Genomic DNA, 19,817 nt, shown 5'->3' with positions numbered 1-19,817 from the left:
CGCTCGCCATACGACACCCGCCTCCAACCGTGCCCGCACCGTTTCGCATTGGACGCCGTACCGGATGGACAGACCCGTACAACGGCCGGACAGTCACTGTCCGTACGCACGTCATTGCTGTTCAGAGTAGGCATCTCCGGCCACGCTGAGTGACGTGAACCGAGAAATCACCCAACCGCGCGCCCGCAGCGGCCAATTCGCCGTGCAGCTCTCCGCCACCCGCCGAGGTGCGCGACTCGCCCGGCTCCTCGCGACCGAGCAACTCCGCTCCTGGGGGCTGCCGCTGGACGACGCCGGACATGTCGTCGCCGAGCTGGCCTCCAACGCCGCGCTGCACGGGCACGTGCCGGGGCGGGACTTCCGCATCATGCTGACCGTCACCGGGGACACGCTCCGCATCGAGGTCGCCGACGCTCGCGGGGATGCACTGCCCCGCGTCCCGGAACGGAACGACGAGTCCGAGGCGGGGCGCGGGCTCATGCTCGTCGAGGCGATCGCCATCCGGTGGGGCGTGCGGGTGGGGCCCTTCCCGCGCAAAACCGTCTGGGCAGAGGTAGCCCTCACCGGGACGTGACAGTCGCGACCCGGTCTGTCACGTCCCGGTGAACCGCGACCCGGCGCGCCCCGACGTAAAAGGCTTTTAAGGCTTTGGGAACAAGAAATTTCCCAACCCAACCCCAACCCCTACCCCGGCCTCACGCAGGGGCACACACACGACCCCGTCACTCACACGGGTGAGGATCACCAACTCGACTGGCTTTCTGCTCGGTTGGCAGGCATATGCTCGCCCCACAACCACAGACATGCGTCGGCCCCCGGCCGGGACTCGCAATCCCGATCGAGGGCCTGACCAACGAGGAAGAGAACAGCTTCCCGATGGATACCCAGCAGATTAGCGCGCCCTCGCGCGCCCCGTCTCCCCTTCCCGGAGACGCCACGCCGTGGTCCGGCGTCATGCACATCAACTCCCGCCACACCAGCCGCTTCACCGTGGTCGGCAACCACCTCGCCCAGCACCGCGAGCTCTCCCTCCTCGCGATCGGCCTCGCCACCCACATCCAGTCGCTGCCCACCGGCGCGAAGGTCGGGATCAAAATCCTCACCGAACGCTTCCCGGAAAGCGAAGCCCGCATCGCCGCCGCACTACGCGAACTGGAAGCCCACGGCTACCTGAAACGCACCCGCGAACGCCTCCCCGACGGCCGCGTCATCACCCGCACCTGCTCGTACAACCAGCCGGGCTCCACCAACACCCACCCCGTCCCCGCACCCAAACGACGACCCAAGCCCAGCCACCCAGCACCAGCCCCAGCACCCGTACCCCCGGCACCCGAACCACCCCGCATCCCCGCCCCCACCGCACCCAAACCCCCACCCCCACCACTCCCCCAACCCAACAACCCCCTCCCCCAACGCCACCACGCCGCCATCACCCTCCTCACCGACCTCCACCGCAACACACCCCAACTCACCCTCACCGAACGCAACATCCACGACCTCGCCCCCGCCGTAGCCACCTGGTTCGAACGAGGCGCCACACCCACCGCCATCCGCCACACCCTCACCGACGACCTCCCCCACCCCCTCAAACACCCCGCCAAACTCCTCCGACACCGCCTCACCCACCTCCTCCCGCCCCCGCGCATCCCCGTCCACCAACCCACGCCCCTCCAGAACTGCGACCGCTGCGACCGCGCCTTCCGCTCGCCCACTCCCGGCAACTGCCGCGACTGCGAGAGCGAGCTGTCGCTCACGGAGTAGCTATGGCCGTCGCGTCCGGCGATCGGAGCCAGTCTCCCGTGCGGGCCGTATCGGCTGCGGTGCGCAGCAGGTGGGCGACGGCGGGGCGTTCCGCCCCGACCCTTCTTCAAGGGGCCCGTCCCAGGCCCGGATCGCGCACTTTCAGTTACGGCTCAATCGAGCCCGCCGCAAGGTCCGTGAGGCGCTCGACATGGATCCCTCGTTCACGCCCGACGTCATGGAGCTGACCGTTCCTAGCCAGTGTGCATGAGTGAGTCCTGGACCCACTGATGTGTACTGGGCGCATCCCGAACGGTGTTGGATGCACTCGGTCCCCGCTTTCGCGTCCCGTTCGGCGGCACGCCTCCAGGGGCGTGGTCCGTTGCGGGTGGGCGGGTTCCGTCACGCCCCCGTGCACCTGGCCTGGCCTGGGCGGTCCGATGCCCCGCACGATCACTCCGGTCGTGTGGGGGCGGTGCCGTCCGACGCCGGACCGGGTGTCCGAGGGCGCGTCGTCCGATCGCGATGCCGGCGGCATCATGACGGGACATTCTGCGGTGCTCGGTGGCCAGTGGTCTCTGCCAGTGCTGGGCACCCCACATCGAGGTGTAGGCGGGATCGACCGCGACGATCGCCAAACCCTGCTCGGCGGCCATGGAGACCAGCCGTGCCTTGAGCTTCCCGGTCGGGATCCCGGAGATCAGCTGCCGGAACCGTTTCCTGCGGCCGTGCTTCTCCCGCGTCTTCTCGGTCGTGAAGTCGAGGTCTTCGATAGCGATCGCGGTCACACCGGCCTGCTTGGCCCAGTGCAGCAACTGGTTCAGGGCGTGGCGGATCTGGGCATCGCGATGAGCGGTGGTGCCGGACAGATCGTAGGGGAAACGGCGCGGGTCGCCGACCGGATTGCCATGCTGGTCGAGCTGGTAGGCGGTGAAATGATCAGCGTTGGTATCGACGCCGATCACGCCCCGCGCGCGGGCGGTCTCCAACGGGATGGTCTGGACGACGGGGCGCTGCCAAGAGGCGGTGAGGTACCAGCGGCCACGGTCGGTGTCGAGGTGGATGCGGTAGGCGACGGCCCAGTTCGCGGTGACGCGGTCGGCCCACTCCGTGCCCCGGTGCGCGAACGCCACGGTCGAGGTGAGGGCGTACCGGCCGTGCTTGGCGTTGGCCAGGTACGCGAGCGGGGCGGGCAGTTTGATGCTGACCTCGCCGTCCGGGGTAACGCGGATCGTCTCGTTCCCGAACCGCTTCCCTGACTCGCCGTCGGCGGCGATGAACCAGCGCTCCGCCTCCCAGCGTTCCCGCCACTGCTCCTCGGTGAGGTGGGCGTCGACGAGGTGGTGGCGAGTGTTGAGAAGGCGTTTGCCGCCCCGCACGACCCGGACGCGTCCGGCCTGCCGGTCACGGACCGCGGCAGCATGCCGCGCTTCCAACGCCGCGAGACGGCGGGACTTGTGGAACCACTCACCCTTGGAACGGTAGCCACCGGCCGCCCGCTTGGTGCCCCTCGCGCCGATGGGGAGGGACAGGCGGTGCCGCAGCATCCCGATCCCGGCCTCCAGCGTCCGAATGTGCGCCGCCTGACAACGGCGCGCCAGCGCCCACTGATCGTGCGTGGCCTTGGTGATCGCACCCGCGATTCGCGACGACGACAGCGGCGTCAGGTCCCGCTTACGCGACGCCCAGGTGTCCGCACTGTGCTCCAGACCATCCGCACAACGGGCCCTGAGATCACGGGAAGCCAGACGGCCCTGATGCTCACCGACCGCACGCAGAACCTTCTCGTCCTGGGGTGTGAGGTGCTTGAGACGGTCCCGGATCGCCACCCCGCAAGGCCCGGGCGCCACGAAGGGCGCGGCCAGCTCCCGTACACCACCCACCACAACACCCCCCTCCCACGAGACCGGACACCCGCTACCCAGTCCAACGAGCACCAGCCGCCAAGGTCACCCATTCGGCCCCAGAACTCCCGTTCCCACCCCATGAAGCCGCCGACAGGACCCACTCCTGCTCACTAAAACTCACTTCAACTCAGCAAACCGACAGCAGCTCACAACCCCGTCATGGACGAAATGACCCGGCTGCGCGAGCTGCGCGCGGACGCGCCCGTACCCGACCGTTCCGCACTCGCCCCGGGCCGGCATCGGCTCGCTCAGGCCGTCGCCTCGGGCCGCCGTACCCGCCGGCTGAGGGCCGACTGGCGGATCGCGTCGGTCGGCGCGGCCGCGGCGATCACCGTGGCTGCCGTGCTCGGCACCCACCTCGTCGACGCCGCTGCCCCCGACCGCTCCGGACCCGCCTCGACGACCGGCACCCTGCGTCTGGACAGCCCCGCCGAGGTGCCGAACCGGGCCGCCGACGCACTGGAGAAGCAGCAGGTCGCCCCGGAGCCGCGCGACGACCAGTGGATCTACACGAAGACGGTGATGGCCCGGCCGGACAACCTGTCCATCGGCAGCTTCACGTACGACCCCGACAACTGGGTCCCGTACGACAACTCCGCCGCGGCCAAGAACGGGAAGGACGACGACTACCGCACGTCCCGTCAGGTCTACCGGGCCGCCAATGAGCTGCCCGACGACCCCGCACGGCTGCTGGCGAAGGTCCGCTCGTTCTACCCGACCGGCAACACCGCCGAGAACCCGCCCGAGGCCGAGGCCCAGCACAGCTTCCGCGCGATGGGTCTGATGGTCGAGGCGTACCCGATCGCACCGGCCGCCCTCGCTCGGATCTACCGGGCCCTGGCCACCGTCCCCGGTGTCCAGGTCACCGACTGAAGGACGCCGCCGGACGCGAGGTCATCGCCATCACCCGGAAGGAGGACGGCAGTCACGCACAGCGGGAGATCCTCCTCGACCCGCACGACTTCAGGTACGCCGGGATGCGCTTCGTGGTCACCGAGGACTACGAGTACGCGTCCTCCGCGGGCAAGGTGCAGTTTCCGACGGAGAAGTTCAAGGCCGGGCAGATCATGATGAGCCAAGCCCGGGTCAAGGCCGCCGTCGTCGACGCCAAGGGCGAGAAGCCCTGAGACGCCACCAGTAGCCGCGAACCGGGGCCGGTGTCCGCCACAGGGGTGCGGACACCGGCTCCTGCCGGTCCCCCACGTGACCGAGCCCACCCCCCGCTCCGTCAAAACTCCCGCAACAATGAACCTGTGATCACTTCGCCGCCACGAAGCAGCACCTCCCGACGCGCCGAGCACGCGGCGACGCCGTACGTCGATCTGTCGCGCGCCGAATGGAGCGCCCTGCGCGACAAGACGCCGTTGCCGCTGACCGCCGACGAGGTGGAGCAGCTGCGCGGGCTCGGGGACGTCATCGACCTCGACGAGGTACGGGACGTCTATCTGCCGCTCTCCCGGCTCCTCAACCTCTACGTCCAAGCCACCTCGGGCCTGCGCGGCGCCCTGAACACCTTCCTCGGGAACGCCGGCAACGGGCACGGCGCGCAGCGCGGCACCCCGTTCGTCATAGGGGTCGCGGGCAGTGTCGCGGTCGGCAAGTCCACCAGTGCCCGCATCCTCCAGGCGCTGCTGGCCCGCTGGCCCGAGCACCCCCGGGTCGAACTCGTCACCACCGACGGGTTCCTGTTGCCGATGAAGGAGCTCCAGGCGCGCGGGCTGATGTCGCGCAAGGGGTTCCCCGAGTCGTACGACCGGCGGGCCCTGACCCGTTTCGTCGCCGACATCAAGGCCGGCAAGGACGAGGTGACGGCACCCGTCTACTCGCACCTGATCTACGACATCGTGCCGGGCGAGCGGCTCACCGTACGGCGCCCCGACATCCTGATCGTCGAGGGGCTGAACGTGCTGCAGCCCGCGATGCCCGGCAAGGACGGCCGGACCAGGGTCGGGCTCGCCGACTACTTCGACTTCAGTGTGTACGTGGACGCGCGGACCGAGGACATCGAGACCTGGTATCTCAACCGGTTCCGGAAGCTGCGCGAGACGGCGTTCCAGAACCCGTTCTCGTACTTCCGCAAGTACACCCAGGTCTCCGAGGTGGAGGCCATGGAGTACGCCGCGACGATGTGGCGGACCATCAACAAGCCCAATCTGGTGGAGAATGTCGCGCCGACCCGGGGTCGTGCCACTCTGGTGCTGCGCAAGGGGCCGGACCACAAGGTCCAGCGGCTGTCCCTGCGCAAACTCTGATTCTCCGAGCCTCCTGGGAGTGGCCGCGTGCTGCATCTGCGCCTGATCGTCCCCGCCGGCCGTACGGACGAGGTGGTGCACCTGCTGGAGAGCACCGTCGGTACGGCGCATCTCGTGGTGATGCCCGGGGTCGCCCGCGACCCGGCGGGTGACGTGGTGCTGTGCGATGTGGCCCGGGAGGCGGGCGAGGAGGCGATCTCGGCGCTGCGCGGGCTAGGCATCGACAAGTCCGGTTCGATCACCGTCGAGAACATGGACCTGACGCTCTCCGCGCACGCCGACAAAGCCGAGGAGGAGGCGCCGGGCGAGGGCGCGGACGCGGTGTTGTGGGAGGAGCTGACGGAGGCGACCCACGAGGAGTCGACGTTCAGCGTCACCTATGTGGCGTTCCTCGCGGTAGCGACGATGCTCGCCGCCTGCGGTGTGATGCTCGACAACGCGATCCTGATCGTGGGCGCGATGGCGGTCGGCCCGGAGTTCGGGCCGCTGGCCGGGATCTCCACGGCCCTGGTGCAGCGGGCCCCGCGGCTGGTGTGGCGGTCGCTGGTGGCGCTGATCGGCGGCTTCGCCGTCGCGATGGTACTGACGGCCGGGTTCGCCTGGATGATGGACGCCTTGGGGCAGTTCACGTACGCGATGATCGAGGCCGGCCGGCCCAATACGTCGTTCATCTGGAAGCCGGACCCGCTGTCGTTCGTGGTGGCGTTCCTGGCCGGGATCGCTGGGACGCTCTCGCTCACGTCGGCGAAGTCCGGGGCGCTGATCGGGGTCGCCATCTCGGTCACCACCGTGCCGGCCGCGGCCAACGCGGCGGTGGCGTTCAGCTACAGCGACTACGGCCAGATGTGGGGCTCCACGGCCCAGCTGCTGGCGAACCTCAGCGGAATCGTGGCGGCGGGGACGCTGACGCTCCTGGTCCAGAAGGCCCTCTGGGCGCACCACCGCCGCCGGACGGGCCCCGTCGCGAGCCCGTCCGGCCAATAACGCGAACCGCACGGGCCGGGCCCGCCCGGCGACCGACGGAGCGCCCCCGATCAGGGCCGGACACTGCTCAGGACGCTCCGGAGCCCGTCCGGCCCGACCCGAACGAAAGACCTCAGGGCCTCTCGTTTGGATCATGCCGGGCTCGACCCGGACGAAAGCCCCTAGCCGAGTTCCGACTTCACCACGTCGGCCAGCCGCTCGGCGATCGTCCGCGCCTGCTCGATGTCGGCCGCCTCGACCATGACCCGTACCAGCGGCTCCGTGCCCGACTGGCGCAGCAGTACGCGTCCGGTGGAGCCCAGCTCGCGCTCGGCCTTCGAGACCGCCGCGGCCAGCTCCGGGGAGGTGTCGACCCGGGACTTGTCGACGTCGCGGACGTTGATCAGCAGCTGCGGCAGCCGCTGCATGACCCCGGCCAGCTCGGCGAGCGTACGGCCGGTGGCGGCGATCCGGGCCGCCAGCAGCAGGCCGGTCAGCGTGCCGTCACCGGTCGTGGCGTGGTCCAGGACGATGACGTGGCCGGACTGCTCGCCGCCCAGGGCATACCCCTCGGCCTTCATCGACTCCAGCACGTAACGGTCGCCGACGGCGGTCTGGACGAGCTGGATGCCCTCCCGCTCCATCGCGATCTTGAAGCCGAGGTTGGACATGACCGTACCGACCACGGTGTCCTTGCTCAGCTTCCCCGCCTCGCGCATGGCGAGGGCGAGCACGGCGAGGATCTGGTCGCCGTCGACCTCCTCGCCGGTGCCGTCCACGGCGAGGCAGCGGTCGGCATCGCCGTCGTGCGCGATGCCGAGATCGGCACCGTGCTCGACGACGGCGGCCTTCAGCAGCTCCAGGTGGGTGGAGCCGCAGCCGTCGTTGATGTTCAGACCGTCCGGGTCGGCGCCGATCGTGATCACCTCGGCACCGGCTCGCGCGAAGGCCTCGGGCGAGACCCGGGAGGCCGCGCCGTGCGCCTCGTCGAGGACGACCTTCAGCCCGTCGAGCCGGTTCGGGAGGACGGTGATCAGGTGGGCGACGTACCGGTCGAAGCCCTCGGCGTAGTCGGTGACCCGGCCCACACCGGCGCCCGTGGGCCGCGCCCAGGGCTCACCGGTACGGTGCTGCTCGTAGACCGTCTCGATCCGGTCCTCCAGCTCGTCGGCGAGCTTGTGGCCGCCACGGGCGAAGAACTTGACGCCGTTGTCCGGCATGGCGTTGTGGCTGGCGGAGAGCATCACGCCGAGGTCGGCGCCCAACGCGCCGGTGAGGTGCGCCACCGCGGGGGTGGGCAGCACACCGACCCGCAGGACGTCCACGCCCGCGCTGGCGAGGCCCGCCACGACGGCGGCCTCCAGGAACTCTCCGGACGCACGGGGGTCACGTCCCACCACCGCTGTCGGCCGGTGCCCCTCGAAGGTGCCCGCCTCGGCAAGCACATGCGCCGCAGCGACCGACAGACCGAGCGCCAGCTCGGCCGTCAGATCCGCGTTGGCGACACCGCGCACACCGTCCGTGCCGAAGAGTCGTCCCACTGATGTCCTCCGAAGATGCTCCGAAAACGCAAAACAAAACAAACAAGTCAAAGCCAAGCAAAACGAAAGCAAGGCGAACCAGCACCGCAGCACTGCACACGCACGTACACACGTACGTACACGCGCACGCACGTGGGCAAGCAAGTAGGCGTATGAACGTCTTATGCCGTTATACGCCCGAGGGTGCCAATAGACGAACGCCCCGGCAAGCACGAGATGTGCCGCCGGGGCGAACGTGTAACGCGGATGAGCAGGCGGTTTAGCGCTTGCTGTACTGCGGGGCCTTACGGGCCTTCTTGAGACCGGCCTTCTTGCGCTCGACCGCACGGTCGTCGCGGGAGAGGAAGCCGGCCTTCTTCAGCGGGGCGCGGTTGTTGTCCACGTCCGCCTCGTTCAGCGCGCGGGCCACGCCGAGGCGCAGGGCGCCGGCCTGACCGGAGACGCCGCCACCCGAGATGCGGGCGATGACGTCGTAGCGGTTGTCGAGCTCGAGCACCTTGAAGGGCTCGTTGACTTCCTGCTGGTGCACCTTGTTGGGGAAGTAGTCCTCAAGGGTGCGACCGTTGATCTTCCACTTGCCGGTTCCCGGAACGATCCGGACGCGGGCAATGGCGTTCTTCCGACGGCCAAGGCCGGCGGCAGGCTGCGGCTCGCCGAAGCGGGACGCCAGCGACTCGCTGGTGTACTCGCCCTCGACGGGAACCTCGGACTCGAAGGTGGTCACCTCGGCGAAAACCTCTTCGCCCTCGACGCCCTCGACGGGGTTCTCAACAGTGGTCTCGGCCACGATTCTCCTCAGATCTTTCTTTTGGTCTTAGGGGGAGGCCGGAACTACTGCGCGACCTGGGTGATCTCGAACGGGACCGGCTGCTGAGCAGCGTGCGGGTGCTGGTCGCCCGCGTAGACCTTGAGCTTCGAGAGCATCTGACGGCCCAGGGTGTTCTTGGGGATCATGCCCTTGATGGCCTTCTCGACGGCCTTCTCGGGGCTCTTCGAGAGCAGCTCGTCGTAACGGACGGAGCGGAGACCACCCGGGAACCCGGAGTGGCGGTACGCCATCTTCTGGGTCTTCTTGTTGCCGGAGAGGTGAACCTTCTCGGCGTTGATGATGATGACGAAGTCGCCCATGTCCATGTGGGGGGCGTAGATCGCCTTGTGCTTGCCGCGGAGGAGGTTCGCAGCCGTGGTGGCAAGACGACCCAGGACGATGTCCTGCGCGTCAATGATGTGCCACTGGCGCGTCACATCGCCGGGCTTGGGGCTGTACGTACGCACTTCGTAGCCTTCGCTTCTTCAGTGGATGAGGTCCAGACACATGGCACCCCTGAAGCGATCATGCAGCTGGGGCCCACAATGCCGGGAACGCTGTCCGTATGCGAGCCACTGGTAACTGCTCCAGAGAACCTACGTAAGGGCTCTTCGCGTGAGAACGACGAAGCCGATACGTATAACAACCCCCGACAGTACCCGCCCCGCCTGGGACGGGTCAAAACGCGCCGGCCCTACCGCGCCCGCTCCACCCGCCGCTCGTCCCACACCGGCTCCGCCGTCTCCCGTACGACACCGTCCGAGCCGAACACCAGATACCGGTCGAAGGACTTCGCGAACCACCGGTCGTGCGTGACGGCCAGCACCGTCCCGTCGTACGCCTCGAGACCGTCCTGCAGGGCCTCGGCCGACTCCAGGTCCAGGTTGTCCGTCGGCTCGTCCAGCAGCAGCGCGGTCGTGCCCGCCAGCTCCAGGAGCAGGATCTGGAACCGCGCCTGCTGCCCGCCGGACAGCTTCTCGAACGGCTGGTCGCCCTGGCGCTCCAGCTCGTACCGGCGCAGCACGGACATCGCCCCGCCCCGGTCCTTGGCGTGCTCGGTCCACAGGATCTCGACGAGCGTGTGGCCGAGCAGCTCCGGATGGGCGTGCGTCTGCGCGAAGTGCCCCGGTACGACACGCGCCCCGAGCTTCCACTCCCCCGCGTGCGCAACCGGCTCGCCCGCCAGCAGCCGCAGGAAGTGCGACTTCCCCGATCCGTTCGAGCCGAGGACGGCGACCCGTTCCCCGTAGAAGATCTCCAGGTCGAACGGTTTCATCAGCCCGGTCAGCTCCAGGCCCTTGCAGGTCACCGCCCGTACCCCGGTCCGGCCGCCGCGCAGCCGCATCCTGATGTCCTGCTCGCGCGGCGGCTCCGGCGGGGGCCCGGCGTCCTCGAACTTCTTGAAGCGGGTCTGCATCGCCCGGTAGCGGGACGCCATGTCGGGGCTGATCGCCGCCTGCTGCCGCAGCCGGTGGACCAGCGCCTTCAGCCGGGCGTGCTCCTCCTCCCAGCGCCGCAGCAGCTCCTCGAACCGGGCGAACCGGTCCTTGCGGGCCTGGTGGTACGTGTCGAAACCGGCGCCGTGCACCCACACGTCGCTGCCCGCCGGACTCGGCTCCACGCTGACGATCTTCTCGGCGGCCCTGGACAGCAGCTCCCGGTCGTGGGACACGAAGAGGACCGTCTTACGGGTCTCCTTCAGCTTCTCCTCCAGCCACCGCTTCCCGGGGACGTCGAGATAGTTGTCCGGCTCGTCGAGCAGCAGCACCTCGTCCGGCCCGCGCAGCAGCGCCTCCAGCACCAGCCGCTTCTGCTCACCACCGGACAGCGTGCGCACCTCGCGCCACTGCGCCTTCTCGTACGGGACACCGAGCGCGGCCATCGTGCACATGTCCCACATGGTCTCGGCCTCGTACCCGCGGGCCTCCGCCCAGTCGCTCAGGGCCTGCGCGTACGTCATCTGCGCGGCCTCGTCGTCGACTGTGAGGATCAGTTCCTCGGCCTTGTCGACCGCCAGGGCCGCCTCCCGGATCCGGGGCTGGGCGACGGAGACCAGCAGATCCCGGACCGTACGCTCGTCCCGCACGGAGCCCACGAACTGCCGCATCACCCCGAGCCCGCCACTCACCGATACCGAACCGCCGTGCGGCTGAAGCTCCCCGGCGAGCAGCCTCAGCAACGTGGTCTTCCCGGCGCCGTTCGCCCCCACGAGGGCGACCACGGCCCCGTCCGCGACCCGGAACGAAGCATCGCCGAGCAGCACCCGCCCGTCCGGTAGGTAGTACTCCAGATGGCCCGCTTCAAGATGTCCCATGCCCAGCATTGTCACGGACCGCGAAGCCCTGGCCCAACCGGTTTGTGTTCCGTCCGGTGCCGTGACCGGCAAGGTTTGCCCGGAAGGAGCGTCGTCCAGTGCGTGCGATCGCAAGGCGGCCGGAAGTTTTGGTAGCGGAGCTACCAGGGCTTTTGGCCAACGCCGCGAGCGTGCGTGCTGGGCGGCGCGACGGGGCAAAAATTGCCGGGAGGGGCACTAGGATTCGCCGCATGAGCTTTGGGCAAGGGGGGCCCTCCTGGGGGCCCGGGGGCACACAGACTCCGGACTGGGCAGCGCTGGCCGACGAGTCCGCCGCGCGCAACCGCCGCAAGAAGTGGCTGCTGATCGGCGGCGGCGTGCTCGCCACCGCGGTGGTCGGCGCGATCGTCGCGACGGCGGTCGTCTCGACCAGCAACCACAGCTCCCCCGGCACCGGCAAGAACGCGAGCGAGCTCCCGGCACCGACCGACCTGCCGAGCAGCACCGCCGAGCCCGAGCCGTCCTTCTCCTCGGTGGCACCGCCGCCCCCGCCGGACCCGAAGGACTACATATCCGACGTCAAGAAGGACCGGGCGCCGATCACCGTCGACGCGTTCTTCCCCGGCAAGAAGCTGACGATGGGCGACCGCGGCTACATCAAGGGCGCGACCCAGCAGACGAAGAGCTGCGCCACGACCACCAAGGGCGCGCTCGGTTCGGTCCTCGTCAACAACGGCTGCGACCAGGTCGTCCGGGCCACGTACAGCAGGGACGGCATCGCCGTCACCGTCGGCCTCGCGGTCTTCGAGACCCAGGCCCAGGCCAAGAGGGCCGCCGAGCAGGCCGGCGGCAGCATCGCCCCCCTGAGCGGCGCGGGTGTCCCGGCCTTCTGTCCCCCCGGATCGGTGTGCCGCCGTACCGCCAACTCCTACGGCCGCTACGCCTACTTCGCCATCACCGGGTACACCAGCGGCAAGAACGTCACCACGGCCGACAAGGACGCCTACGCCACCGGGGACGACCTGACGAACTTCACGTTCCGTCAGATCCGCCACCGCGGCGAGCTCCAGGCCTCGGCCGCGGCCACCGCACCCGTCGGCTGACCCGCCCGGGGTGTCTCGTGCGTCTTCCGTTCCTGTTCACCCTGCCCCGGGTGCTGCGCCACAGCGCGGCCATCGGCGCCGATCTGCCGCCGGACGAGGCCGTCGTCCTCGACGCCCCGGACGCCGCGCTCCGCACCGCCCTGACCTCGGCCGCCGAGGGCGACCACGGCCCCGCCCGCGAGCTGCTCGCCGCGACCCGTGAGCACACCCAGTGGGAGCTGCGGGACGGTTACGTGTCCCGGCTCGCCGAGGCCGCCCTGCACAACCCCGGCTGGCTGGACACCTGGCTGGCCGAATCCCCCGCGGACCCGGACGCGGCTCTGGTCCGGGCGGACCTCTGTACCGACCGGGCCTGGGAGATCCGTACGGCGGAACGCGCCGGACATGTCTCGCGCGACCAGTTCCAGGCCTTCTTCGCGCTACTGGAGGACGCGGCGCCGGTGATCGGGCGGGCGGCCGAACTCAACCCCGCCGACCCCGTGCCGTGGCGCATCGCCCTGATCCACGCGGTCGGCAGCCAGGCCCCGCGCGAGGTCTTCGACGGTTACTGGGCGCAGGCCCTGGCGCGCGACCCGCACCACTTCGGATGCCATGCCGCGGCCCTGCAGTACCTGTGCGCCAAGTGGCACGGCTCGCACGAGGAGATGTTCGGCTTCGCCGAGAGCGCGGCCGATACGGCCCCGCCCGGTTCGAAACTGCACGCGCTGCCCCTGTTCGCGGCGCTGGAATACGCGGTCCTGTCCCCCTCCCCCTCCCCCGGCGCACCGCCCGGCCCCGACCCGTACGCACCCCGCGTCGCGGCGGCGGTCACCCGCGCCCTGGACCTCTCGGCGGCGTACGAACCGGGCAGCCACGAGGCGGCGGGCTTCCGCAACCACCTGGCCCTGATGCTGCTGCGCACGGAGCGCTGGGACGAAGGGCTGGAAGTCTTCCGCGGCATCGGCGTCCATGCCACGAAGTACCCCTGGGCGTACTTCGGCGACGACCCGCGCCAGGAGTTCCTGGAGATCCGTTCGGGCGTCCGTATCCACGTGGCGACCCGGACCCCGTTCTTCGGCCGCCCCCCGCAGCCCCGCACGAGCCCCGCCTGGGCGCCGGGCGCCCCGTGCGCGGTCGCGATAGCGGCGGCCCGCCCGGCGGACGTGGCGCAGGCCGCCCTGATGTGCGGCGTCTCGCTCCGCACCGCCCCGGCGACCGCCACGCACACCTACGTCGAGGCCGTCCCGGAGACCCGGCCCGCCAAGCGCTCGGTCCTGTCCACGGAGGACCCGCTGACCACGGCGGCGGACAACTTCACCACGGGCGAGAAGTGGCCCACGCTGGTCCTGCGCCGCACGCCCGAACGCTGTGGGTTCACCCTGTTCCTCAAGGGCAGACCGCTGGCCGCCCACGAGTGGAACGCCACGTCCCCGGCCCCCGACCACACCGCGGTCACCACCACGGCCGAAGCCCTGTCCCGCACCTTCGCGCTCACGGACCCCCGCCCGCTGGTCCACATCCTCCGGTCCACGGGCAACCCGCCCCGCCACCAGTCGGACCTCCTGGCGGCCCTGTCCCTGCCCCCGCTGCCCCCGGGCTTCGGCGACCGCCCGGAGGTCCTCGACACCCTCCCCGACGCCCGGCTCCTGACCCGCCGCGGCCTGCTGGCCGGCATGCGCTCCACCATGACCACCCAGGACGGCGAACACCCCTCGGCCCCGGACGGCCACGAGCCCCGCTCACCGCGCTGGTGGCTGGTCCGCGTCCTCGCCCTGCTGCTGTTCACGGCGTCCGCGGTCCGCGGCTGGCTGGGCCCCGACGTCAGCCCGGCCGGCGCGACGACGGTCACGATCTCGGCCCTGTACGTGGCGGCCCGGCTGACGGGTGCCTGGCGACAGCGGCGCCGGACCGTCGGCACAGCGGCACCGGCCCCCGAGTGAACGGGGGTCCCGCCCGCGGCTCTCAGCAGCAGCCGCCCCCGGGAAGCGTGCGCATGTTGCGCGCCTCCTTGGAGCGTGCGGCCAGCAACTCGTCGGCGGGGTAGGCCACTTCCTCCAGCGTCAGCCCGTGCGGCCGCACCACGTGCACGCCGGGATCCCGCACCCGTGCCGCCAGCACCTGCGCGGGCCACTCGGCCGGGCGCCGCCCGTCCCCGACGAACAGCGCCGCTCCGATCAGCGCCCGCACCATGTTGTGGCAGAACGCGTCGGCCTGCACGGTCGCCGTCATGATCCCGGAAGCCTCGTCCCGTACCCAGCCGAGCTTCTGCAGCGTGCGGATGGTCGTCGCGCCCTCGCGCTTCTTGCAGTACGCGGCGAAGTCGTGCTCCCCGACCATCCGGGCCGCCGCCTCGTTCATCGCGTCGACGTCCAACGGCCGGTCGTGCCACAGCACATGACCGCGCAACAGCGGATCCACCCCACCGGGACGGTCGGCGACACGGTACGCGTAACGGCGCCACAGCGCCGAGAACCGGGCATTGAACCCGGCCGGCGCCTCGGTGATCCGCCAGATCCGCACATCGGGCGCCATCCGCCCGGCCATCCGCCGCAGCAGCTTGTCCGCGTGCTCGGCCCACACCTCACCCGGCAGATCGACATGGGCGACCTGTCCCCTGGCGTGCACCCCGGCGTCCGTACGCCCGGCCACGGTCAGGTCGTACGTCCGTGAGGACCGCGTCACGGTCCGCAGCGCGTCCTCGATCTCCCCCTGGACGGTCCGCCTGCCGGTCTGCTTGGCCCAGCCGGAGAAGTCCTTGCCGTCGTACGCCAGGTCCAGCCGCAGCCGCACGGAGCCGGGCTCCACTTCGTCACTCACCGAAGGATCCTTTTCTGCCAGTACATACGGAACGGGCCCGCACCGCCCCGAAGGGTGATGCGGGCCCGTCCAGTGGTCTCAGAACGCTCAGGCGTCCTTGGACTCCACGTCGGCCGCTTCCGCGGCGGGCACGTCGGCCTCGGCCGGCTTGGCGTCCTCGACGACCTCGGCCGGAGCCTCGTCCTTCTTGAGGGCGTCTTCCTTGACCGCACGCTTCGTGGCGGCCTCGGCCTCACCGGTGGCCTGCTGGGCCACGGTCAGCGCCTCGACCAACTCGATGACCGCCATCGGGGCGTTGTCGCCACGACGGTTGCCGATCTTGGTGATGCGGGTGTAACCACCGGGGCGGTTCTCGTACCGCGGGGCGATCTCGGTGAAGAGCGTGTGCACGATGCCCTTGTCCGTGATCGACTGCAGCACCAGGCGACGGTTGTGGATGTCGCCCTTCTTCGCCTTGGTGATGAAACGCTCCGCGACCGGACGCAGGCGGCGGGCCTTGGCCTCGGTCGTGGTGATGCGGCCGTGCTCGAACAGCGCCTTCGCGAGGTTGATGAGAAGAAGCTTCTCGTGCGCAGCGCTGCCGCCCAGACGGGCACCCTTGGCGGGCTTCGGCATGGTTTTTCTCCTTGTGTGCTGCACCGGCCGTATCAGGTACCGGTGTCAGTTCCCGCGCGGCGGACGCCACACGGAAGATCAAGAGCCGACCGAGCAAATCAAGCCCGTCCGACGATTGAGGACAAAGCCTTCGCGTACGAGCCAAACTCGAGCCCGTCCGGCGATCGAGGACACCCCCCTCACGCCCGAGCCCGAACCCAAGCCCGTCCGACGATTGAGGACAAAGCCCTCGCGTACGAGCCAAACTCGAGCCCGTCCGGCGATCGAGGACACCCCCCTCACGCCCGAGCCCGAACCCAAGCCCGTCCGACGATTGAGGACAAAGCCCTCGCGTACGAGCCGAAATCAAGCCCGTCCGGCGATTGAGGACAAAGCCTCACCCCGGCCCGGGGCACCCGACAAAACCCAGGCACCCCAGCCGGAGGCGAATCAGTACTGCTCGGTCTCCACGAAACCGGCGTCCGCGTCGTCATCCGCCCCGAAGGCGTCCGCGGCGGCGGTCGGGTCGAAGCCGGGAGGCGAGTCCTTCAGCGCGAGACCCATACCGGCCAGCTTCGCCTTGACCTCGTCGATCGACTTCGCACCGAAGTTGCGGATGTCGAGCAAGTCGGCCTCGGAACGAGCCACGAGCTCACCCACGGAGTGGATGCCCTCACGCTTGAGGCAGTTGTACGAACGGACCGTGAGCTCCAGCTCCTCGATCGGCAGCGCCAGATCGGCGGCGAGCGCGGCGTCCGTCGGGGACGGGCCCATGTCGATGCCCTCGGCGTCGATGTTGAGCTCTCGCGCCAGACCGAACAGCTCGACCAGGGTCTTACCGGCCGAAGCCATGGCGTCACGCGGACGCATGGCCTGCTTGGTCTCGACGTCGACGATCAGCTTGTCGAAGTCGGTGCGCTGCTCGACACGGGTCGCCTCGACCTTGTACGTGACCTTGAGCACCGGCGAGTAGATGGAGTCGACCGGGATACGGCCGATCTCCTGGCCCACCTGCTTGTTCTGGACGGCGGAGACGTAGCCGCGACCGCGCTCGACGGTCAGCTCCATCTCCAGCTTGCCCTTGCCGTTCAGCGTGGCCAGGACCAGGTCCGGGTTGTGGACCTCGACACCGGCCGGCGGGGCGATGTCAGCAGCGGTGACCAGGCCGGGACCCTGCTTACGCAGGTACATCACGACCGGCTCGTCGTGCTCCGAGGAGACGACCAGCTGCTTGATGTTGAGGATGAGGTCGGTGACGTCCTCCTTGACGCCCGGCACGGTGGTGAACTCGTGCAGGACACCGTCGATCCGGATGCTGGTGACAGCGGCACCGGGGATCGAGGAGAGGAGCGTACGGCGAAGAGAGTTGCCGAGGGTGTAGCCGAAGCCCGGCTCCAGCGGCTCGATGACGAACCGGGAGCGGAACTCGTCAACGACCTCTTCGGTCAGCGACGGACGCTGAGCGATAAGCATGTTGGTTCCTTCAGTCGTGGGCGCCCACTATTTGACGCCCCCAGATACTGACAAGGGTACGGGCGGCACGACCCGAAAGAGCCGTACCGCCCGGACCCACGAGCCGCTACTTGGAGTAGAGCTCGACGATCAGCTGCTCCTGCACCTGGGTGTCGATCACCTGGCGCTCGGGCAGCGAGTGCACGAGAATCCGCATCGTCGACGGCACGGCTTCGAGCCACGCCGGTACGGTGCGCTCGCCGGCCTCGGCCTGGGCCACCTGGAAGGGGGTCAGGGCCTTGGACTTCTGGCGAACCTCGATCACGTCGTTCACGGCGACGCGGGCCGACGGGATGTCGGTCTTCGTGCCGTTCACGGCGATGTGTCCGTGACGCACCAGCTGACGGGCGTGGTCGCGGGACTTGGCGAAGCCTGCCCGGTAGACCACGTTGTCGAGGCGGGTCTCAAGGATGCGCAGAAGGTTCTCACCGGTCTTGCCGGTCTTCTGGTTCGCTTCCTTGTAATAGTTCACGAACTGCCGCTCAAGAACACCGTAGATCCGCGAGCACTTCTGCTTCTCACGAAGCTGAAGAAGGTACTCGCTGTCCTTGGTGCGCCCGCGTCCGTGCTCACCCGGGGGGTAAGGACGGATCTCGATCGGGCACTTCGCGCTCTCGCACTTGCTGCCCTTGAGGAACAGCTTCTGCTTCTCCCGACGGCAACGCTTGCAGTCGGCCCCGGTGTATCGCGCCATTTTCCAGTTGTCTCCGTTGCTTCAGACGGATCAGACGCGACGGCGCTTGGGCGGCCGGCATCCGTTGTGCGGAGTGGGGGTGACGTCCTGGATCGAGCCGACCTCCAGGCCGGTGGCCTGGAGCGAACGGATCGCGGTCTCGCGGCCGGAGCCCGGACCCTTGACGAAGACGTCAACCTTGCGCATGCCGTGCTCCTGCGCGCGGCGGGCGGCCGACTCGGCGGCCATCTGCGCGGCGAAGGGGGTGGACTTGCGCGAGCCCTTGAAGCCGACGTGGCCGGCGGAGGCCCAGGAGATCACGTTGCCCGCGGGGTCCGTGATCGAGACGATCGTGTTGTTGAACGTGCTCTTGATGTGCGCGTGGCCGTGAGCGACGTTCTTCTTTTCCTTGCGACGCACCTTCTTGGCTGCGCCCTGACGACCCTTGGGGGGCATGTCTTGACTCCAGATGGAGAGGGGAGGTGATCGGTCCTACAGCGAAGACCGCTGGTTGCTGCGGATGACCGGTGGCCCGGAGATGCGCAGTGCGTCCGCTGAGGACTACTTCTTGCCCGGCTTCTTCTTACCGGCGATCGCGCGACGCGGGCCCTTGCGGGTACGAGCGTTCGTGCTGGTGCGCTGGCCGTGGACCGGCAGACCGCGGCGGTGACGCAGGCCCTGGTAGCAGCCGATCTCGACCTTGCGGCGGATGTCGGCCTGGATCTCGCGACGGAGGTCACCCTCGGTGCGGAGGTTGGCGTCCACGTACTCGCGGATCTTGACCAGGTCCTCTTCGGCCAGGTCACGAACGCGGGTGTTCGGGTTCACGCCCGTGGTGGCGAGAATCTCCTTGGACCGGGTACGCCCGATACCGAAGACGTAGGTGAGGGCAACCTCCACGCGCTTTTCGCGCGGGATGTCAACACCTGAAACGCGTGCCATTCAATGGCTCCAGTTGTTATTTCGGGGGTCTTCCGCAGTGCCGCTCCCGACCGCCGACCTCTCGTGACGAGAGGTGGTACGCCCGGGTCCCCGGCCCCCGCCGGAGGTGTCGTCAGCCGAAGCTTGGACGGACTCTGCGTATGTACGTTTTACGTGCGTCGCGCGAAGTACTGCGAGATGCAGGTGGTCGAGCGTCAGCCCTGGCGCTGCTTGTGGCGCAGGTTGTCGCAGATGACCATGACCCGACCGTGACGGCGGATCACCTTGCACTTGTCGCAGATCTTCTTGACGCTCGGCTTGACCTTCATGGGATGTCAGGTTCTCCGGGTCAGTGCCGTCACCGCGCCGAAGCGGGGTGCAGGCAAGATCTACTTGTAGCGGTAGACGATCCGGCCACGCGTCAGGTCGTACGGGGAGAGCTCCACGACGACCCGGTCATCCGGAAGGATTCGGATGTAGTGCATCCGCATCTTGCCGCTGATGTGCGCGAGGACCTTGTGACCGTTCTGGAGTTCCACCTTGAACATGGCGTTCGGGAGGGACTCGATCACGGTGCCCTCAATTTCGATGGCACCTTGCTTCTTGGCCACGCTTCGCCTTTCGAATCGGCTACCTTGATCGACTCTCCGCGCCGTATGCGGACACACGGATGCACGAGAGCCGACGAGTCAGTCTACGTCAGCGGACCCCAAA

21 protein-coding genes are annotated in these 19,817 nt (G+C 69.1%); 8 read left to right on the top strand and 13 right to left on the bottom strand.

Going from position 1 to position 19,817, the window contains the following annotated elements:
- Window positions 1-154: 154 nt before the first annotated feature.
- A complete protein-coding gene (locus tag OH735_RS22455; RefSeq protein ID WP_406383298.1) occupies window positions 155-574 on the top strand; it encodes an ATP-binding protein in 420 nt (139 codons plus the stop codon).
- Between the two features lie 302 nt (window positions 575-876).
- A complete protein-coding gene (locus tag OH735_RS22450; protein WP_406383297.1) occupies window positions 877-1,761 on the top strand; it encodes a helix-turn-helix domain-containing protein in 885 nt (294 codons plus the stop codon).
- A 233-nt stretch (window positions 1,762-1,994) separates the two neighbouring features.
- Here the strand turns inward: OH735_RS22450 and OH735_RS22445 are convergent, their stop codons facing one another.
- The gene (locus OH735_RS22445) at window positions 1,995-3,623 is read right to left on the bottom strand and encodes an IS200/IS605 family accessory protein TnpB-related protein (RefSeq protein ID WP_406383296.1); all 1,629 of its coding nucleotides are present in this window, start codon (window positions 3,621-3,623) and stop codon (window positions 1,995-1,997) included.
- Window positions 3,624-3,806: 183 nt separating this feature from the next.
- Here OH735_RS22445 and OH735_RS22440 point away from each other — a divergent pair, with 183 nt between their 5' ends.
- The 4 genes from OH735_RS22440 (at window position 3,807) to OH735_RS22425 (ending at window position 6,883) form a co-directional block, all read left to right on the top strand.
- Window positions 3,807-4,520 carry a CU044_5270 family protein gene (locus OH735_RS22440; RefSeq protein WP_406383295.1) on the top strand — a complete coding sequence of 238 codons (714 nt, stop codon included), beginning with the start codon at window positions 3,807-3,809 and terminating at the stop codon, window positions 4,518-4,520.
- A gap of 104 nt (window positions 4,521-4,624) precedes the next feature.
- On the top strand, window positions 4,625-4,774 hold the full coding sequence (locus tag OH735_RS22435; RefSeq protein ID WP_406383294.1) for a hypothetical protein: 150 nt from the start codon (window positions 4,625-4,627) through the stop codon (window positions 4,772-4,774).
- A gap of 126 nt (window positions 4,775-4,900) precedes the next feature.
- On the top strand, window positions 4,901-5,899 hold the full coding sequence (coaA, locus tag OH735_RS22430; protein ID WP_406383293.1) for a type I pantothenate kinase: 999 nt from the start codon (window positions 4,901-4,903) through the stop codon (window positions 5,897-5,899).
- A 27-nt stretch (window positions 5,900-5,926) separates the two neighbouring features.
- Window positions 5,927-6,883 (top strand): DUF389 domain-containing protein, encoded by a 957-nt coding sequence (locus OH735_RS22425; protein ID WP_406383292.1) that lies wholly within the window; start codon window positions 5,927-5,929, stop codon window positions 6,881-6,883.
- Between the two features lie 161 nt (window positions 6,884-7,044).
- Here OH735_RS22425 and glmM read toward each other — a convergent pair whose 3' ends face one another.
- The 4 genes from glmM to OH735_RS22405 all read right to left on the bottom strand — a co-directional run bounded on the left by glmM (window position 7,045) and on the right by OH735_RS22405 (window position 11,525).
- Window positions 7,045-8,403: a phosphoglucosamine mutase gene (glmM, locus tag OH735_RS22420; RefSeq protein WP_406383291.1), complete on the bottom strand. Its 1,359-nt coding sequence runs from the start codon at window positions 8,401-8,403 to the stop codon at window positions 7,045-7,047.
- Window positions 8,404-8,662: 259 nt separating this feature from the next.
- Complete coding sequence (gene rpsI / locus OH735_RS22415; RefSeq protein WP_266747971.1) at window positions 8,663-9,190, bottom strand: 30S ribosomal protein S9; 528 nt, start codon at window positions 9,188-9,190, stop codon at window positions 8,663-8,665.
- Window positions 9,191-9,234: 44 nt separating this feature from the next.
- Window positions 9,235-9,678 carry a 50S ribosomal protein L13 gene (gene rplM / locus OH735_RS22410; RefSeq protein WP_124269622.1) on the bottom strand — a complete coding sequence of 148 codons (444 nt, stop codon included), beginning with the start codon at window positions 9,676-9,678 and terminating at the stop codon, window positions 9,235-9,237.
- A 227-nt stretch (window positions 9,679-9,905) separates the two neighbouring features.
- The gene (locus OH735_RS22405) at window positions 9,906-11,525 is read right to left on the bottom strand and encodes an ABC-F family ATP-binding cassette domain-containing protein (RefSeq protein ID WP_406383290.1); all 1,620 of its coding nucleotides are present in this window, start codon (window positions 11,523-11,525) and stop codon (window positions 9,906-9,908) included.
- 230 nt (window positions 11,526-11,755) lie between these two features.
- Between OH735_RS22405 and OH735_RS22400 the strand changes: the two genes are divergently transcribed.
- Together OH735_RS22400 and OH735_RS22395 are read left to right on the top strand one after the other, a co-directional pair.
- Window positions 11,756-12,607: a hypothetical protein gene (locus OH735_RS22400; RefSeq protein WP_406383289.1), complete on the top strand. Its 852-nt coding sequence runs from the start codon at window positions 11,756-11,758 to the stop codon at window positions 12,605-12,607.
- A 17-nt stretch (window positions 12,608-12,624) separates the two neighbouring features.
- Window positions 12,625-14,526, top strand: a complete 1,902-nt coding sequence (locus OH735_RS22395) for a hypothetical protein (protein WP_406383288.1) — start codon at window positions 12,625-12,627, stop codon at window positions 14,524-14,526.
- Between the two features lie 22 nt (window positions 14,527-14,548).
- Here OH735_RS22395 and truA read toward each other — a convergent pair whose 3' ends face one another.
- The 8 genes from truA to infA form a co-directional block, all read right to left on the bottom strand.
- On the bottom strand, window positions 14,549-15,403 hold the full coding sequence (gene truA, locus OH735_RS22390) for a tRNA pseudouridine(38-40) synthase TruA (protein WP_406383287.1): 855 nt from the start codon (window positions 15,401-15,403) through the stop codon (window positions 14,549-14,551).
- Between the two features lie 87 nt (window positions 15,404-15,490).
- Window positions 15,491-16,018, bottom strand: a complete 528-nt coding sequence (gene rplQ / locus OH735_RS22385; RefSeq protein ID WP_406383286.1) for a 50S ribosomal protein L17 — start codon at window positions 16,016-16,018, stop codon at window positions 15,491-15,493.
- Between the two features lie 429 nt (window positions 16,019-16,447).
- Window positions 16,448-17,470, bottom strand: coding sequence for a DNA-directed RNA polymerase subunit alpha (locus tag OH735_RS22380; RefSeq protein ID WP_003966937.1), 1,023 nt, complete (start codon window positions 17,468-17,470; stop codon window positions 16,448-16,450).
- A gap of 106 nt (window positions 17,471-17,576) precedes the next feature.
- Window positions 17,577-18,203: a 30S ribosomal protein S4 gene (rpsD, locus tag OH735_RS22375; RefSeq protein WP_093897256.1), complete on the bottom strand. Its 627-nt coding sequence runs from the start codon at window positions 18,201-18,203 to the stop codon at window positions 17,577-17,579.
- 30 nt (window positions 18,204-18,233) lie between these two features.
- Window positions 18,234-18,638 (bottom strand): 30S ribosomal protein S11, encoded by a 405-nt coding sequence (gene rpsK, locus OH735_RS22370; protein ID WP_006376016.1) that lies wholly within the window; start codon window positions 18,636-18,638, stop codon window positions 18,234-18,236.
- Between the two features lie 105 nt (window positions 18,639-18,743).
- Entirely contained in the window at window positions 18,744-19,124 is a 381-nt protein-coding gene (gene rpsM / locus OH735_RS22365) for a 30S ribosomal protein S13 (RefSeq protein WP_018519286.1), read from the bottom strand.
- 194 nt (window positions 19,125-19,318) lie between these two features.
- On the bottom strand, window positions 19,319-19,432 hold the full coding sequence (gene rpmJ / locus OH735_RS22360; protein WP_003956441.1) for a 50S ribosomal protein L36: 114 nt from the start codon (window positions 19,430-19,432) through the stop codon (window positions 19,319-19,321).
- A 60-nt stretch (window positions 19,433-19,492) separates the two neighbouring features.
- On the bottom strand, window positions 19,493-19,714 hold the full coding sequence (infA, locus tag OH735_RS22355; RefSeq protein WP_003956442.1) for a translation initiation factor IF-1: 222 nt from the start codon (window positions 19,712-19,714) through the stop codon (window positions 19,493-19,495).
- Window positions 19,715-19,817 lie beyond the last annotated feature (103 nt).

Source organism: Streptomyces sp. NBC_01618 (assembly GCF_045209435.1).
Taxonomy (GTDB): Bacteria; Actinomycetota; Actinomycetes; order Streptomycetales; family Streptomycetaceae; genus Streptomyces.
This window is presented reverse-complemented; position numbering and strand designations above follow the sequence as displayed.

Bases quoted from the DNA above. Each gene is read 5' to 3' on its own strand.
- OH735_RS22450 (WP_406383297.1), top strand. From the start codon at position 877: ATGGATACCCAGCAGATTAGCGCGCCCTCGCGCGCCCCGTCTCCCCTT.
- OH735_RS22440 (WP_406383295.1), top strand. From the start codon at position 3,807: ATGGACGAAATGACCCGGCTGCGCGAGCTGCGCGCGGACGCGCCCGTA.
- OH735_RS22435 (WP_406383294.1), top strand. From the start codon at position 4,625: ATGCGCTTCGTGGTCACCGAGGACTACGAGTACGCGTCCTCCGCGGGC.
- OH735_RS22405 (WP_406383290.1), bottom strand. From the start codon at position 11,525: ATGGGACATCTTGAAGCGGGCCATCTGGAGTACTACCTACCGGACGGG.
- OH735_RS22400 (WP_406383289.1), top strand. From the start codon at position 11,756: ATGAGCTTTGGGCAAGGGGGGCCCTCCTGGGGGCCCGGGGGCACACAG.
- rplQ (WP_406383286.1), bottom strand. From the start codon at position 16,018: ATGCCGAAGCCCGCCAAGGGTGCCCGTCTGGGCGGCAGCGCTGCGCAC.
- OH735_RS22380 (WP_003966937.1), bottom strand. From the start codon at position 17,470: ATGCTTATCGCTCAGCGTCCGTCGCTGACCGAAGAGGTCGTTGACGAG.
- rpsD (WP_093897256.1), bottom strand. From the start codon at position 18,203: ATGGCGCGATACACCGGGGCCGACTGCAAGCGTTGCCGTCGGGAGAAG.
- rpsK (WP_006376016.1), bottom strand. From the start codon at position 18,638: ATGCCCCCCAAGGGTCGTCAGGGCGCAGCCAAGAAGGTGCGTCGCAAG.
- rpsM (WP_018519286.1), bottom strand. From the start codon at position 19,124: ATGGCACGCGTTTCAGGTGTTGACATCCCGCGCGAAAAGCGCGTGGAG.
- rpmJ (WP_003956441.1), bottom strand. From the start codon at position 19,432: ATGAAGGTCAAGCCGAGCGTCAAGAAGATCTGCGACAAGTGCAAGGTG.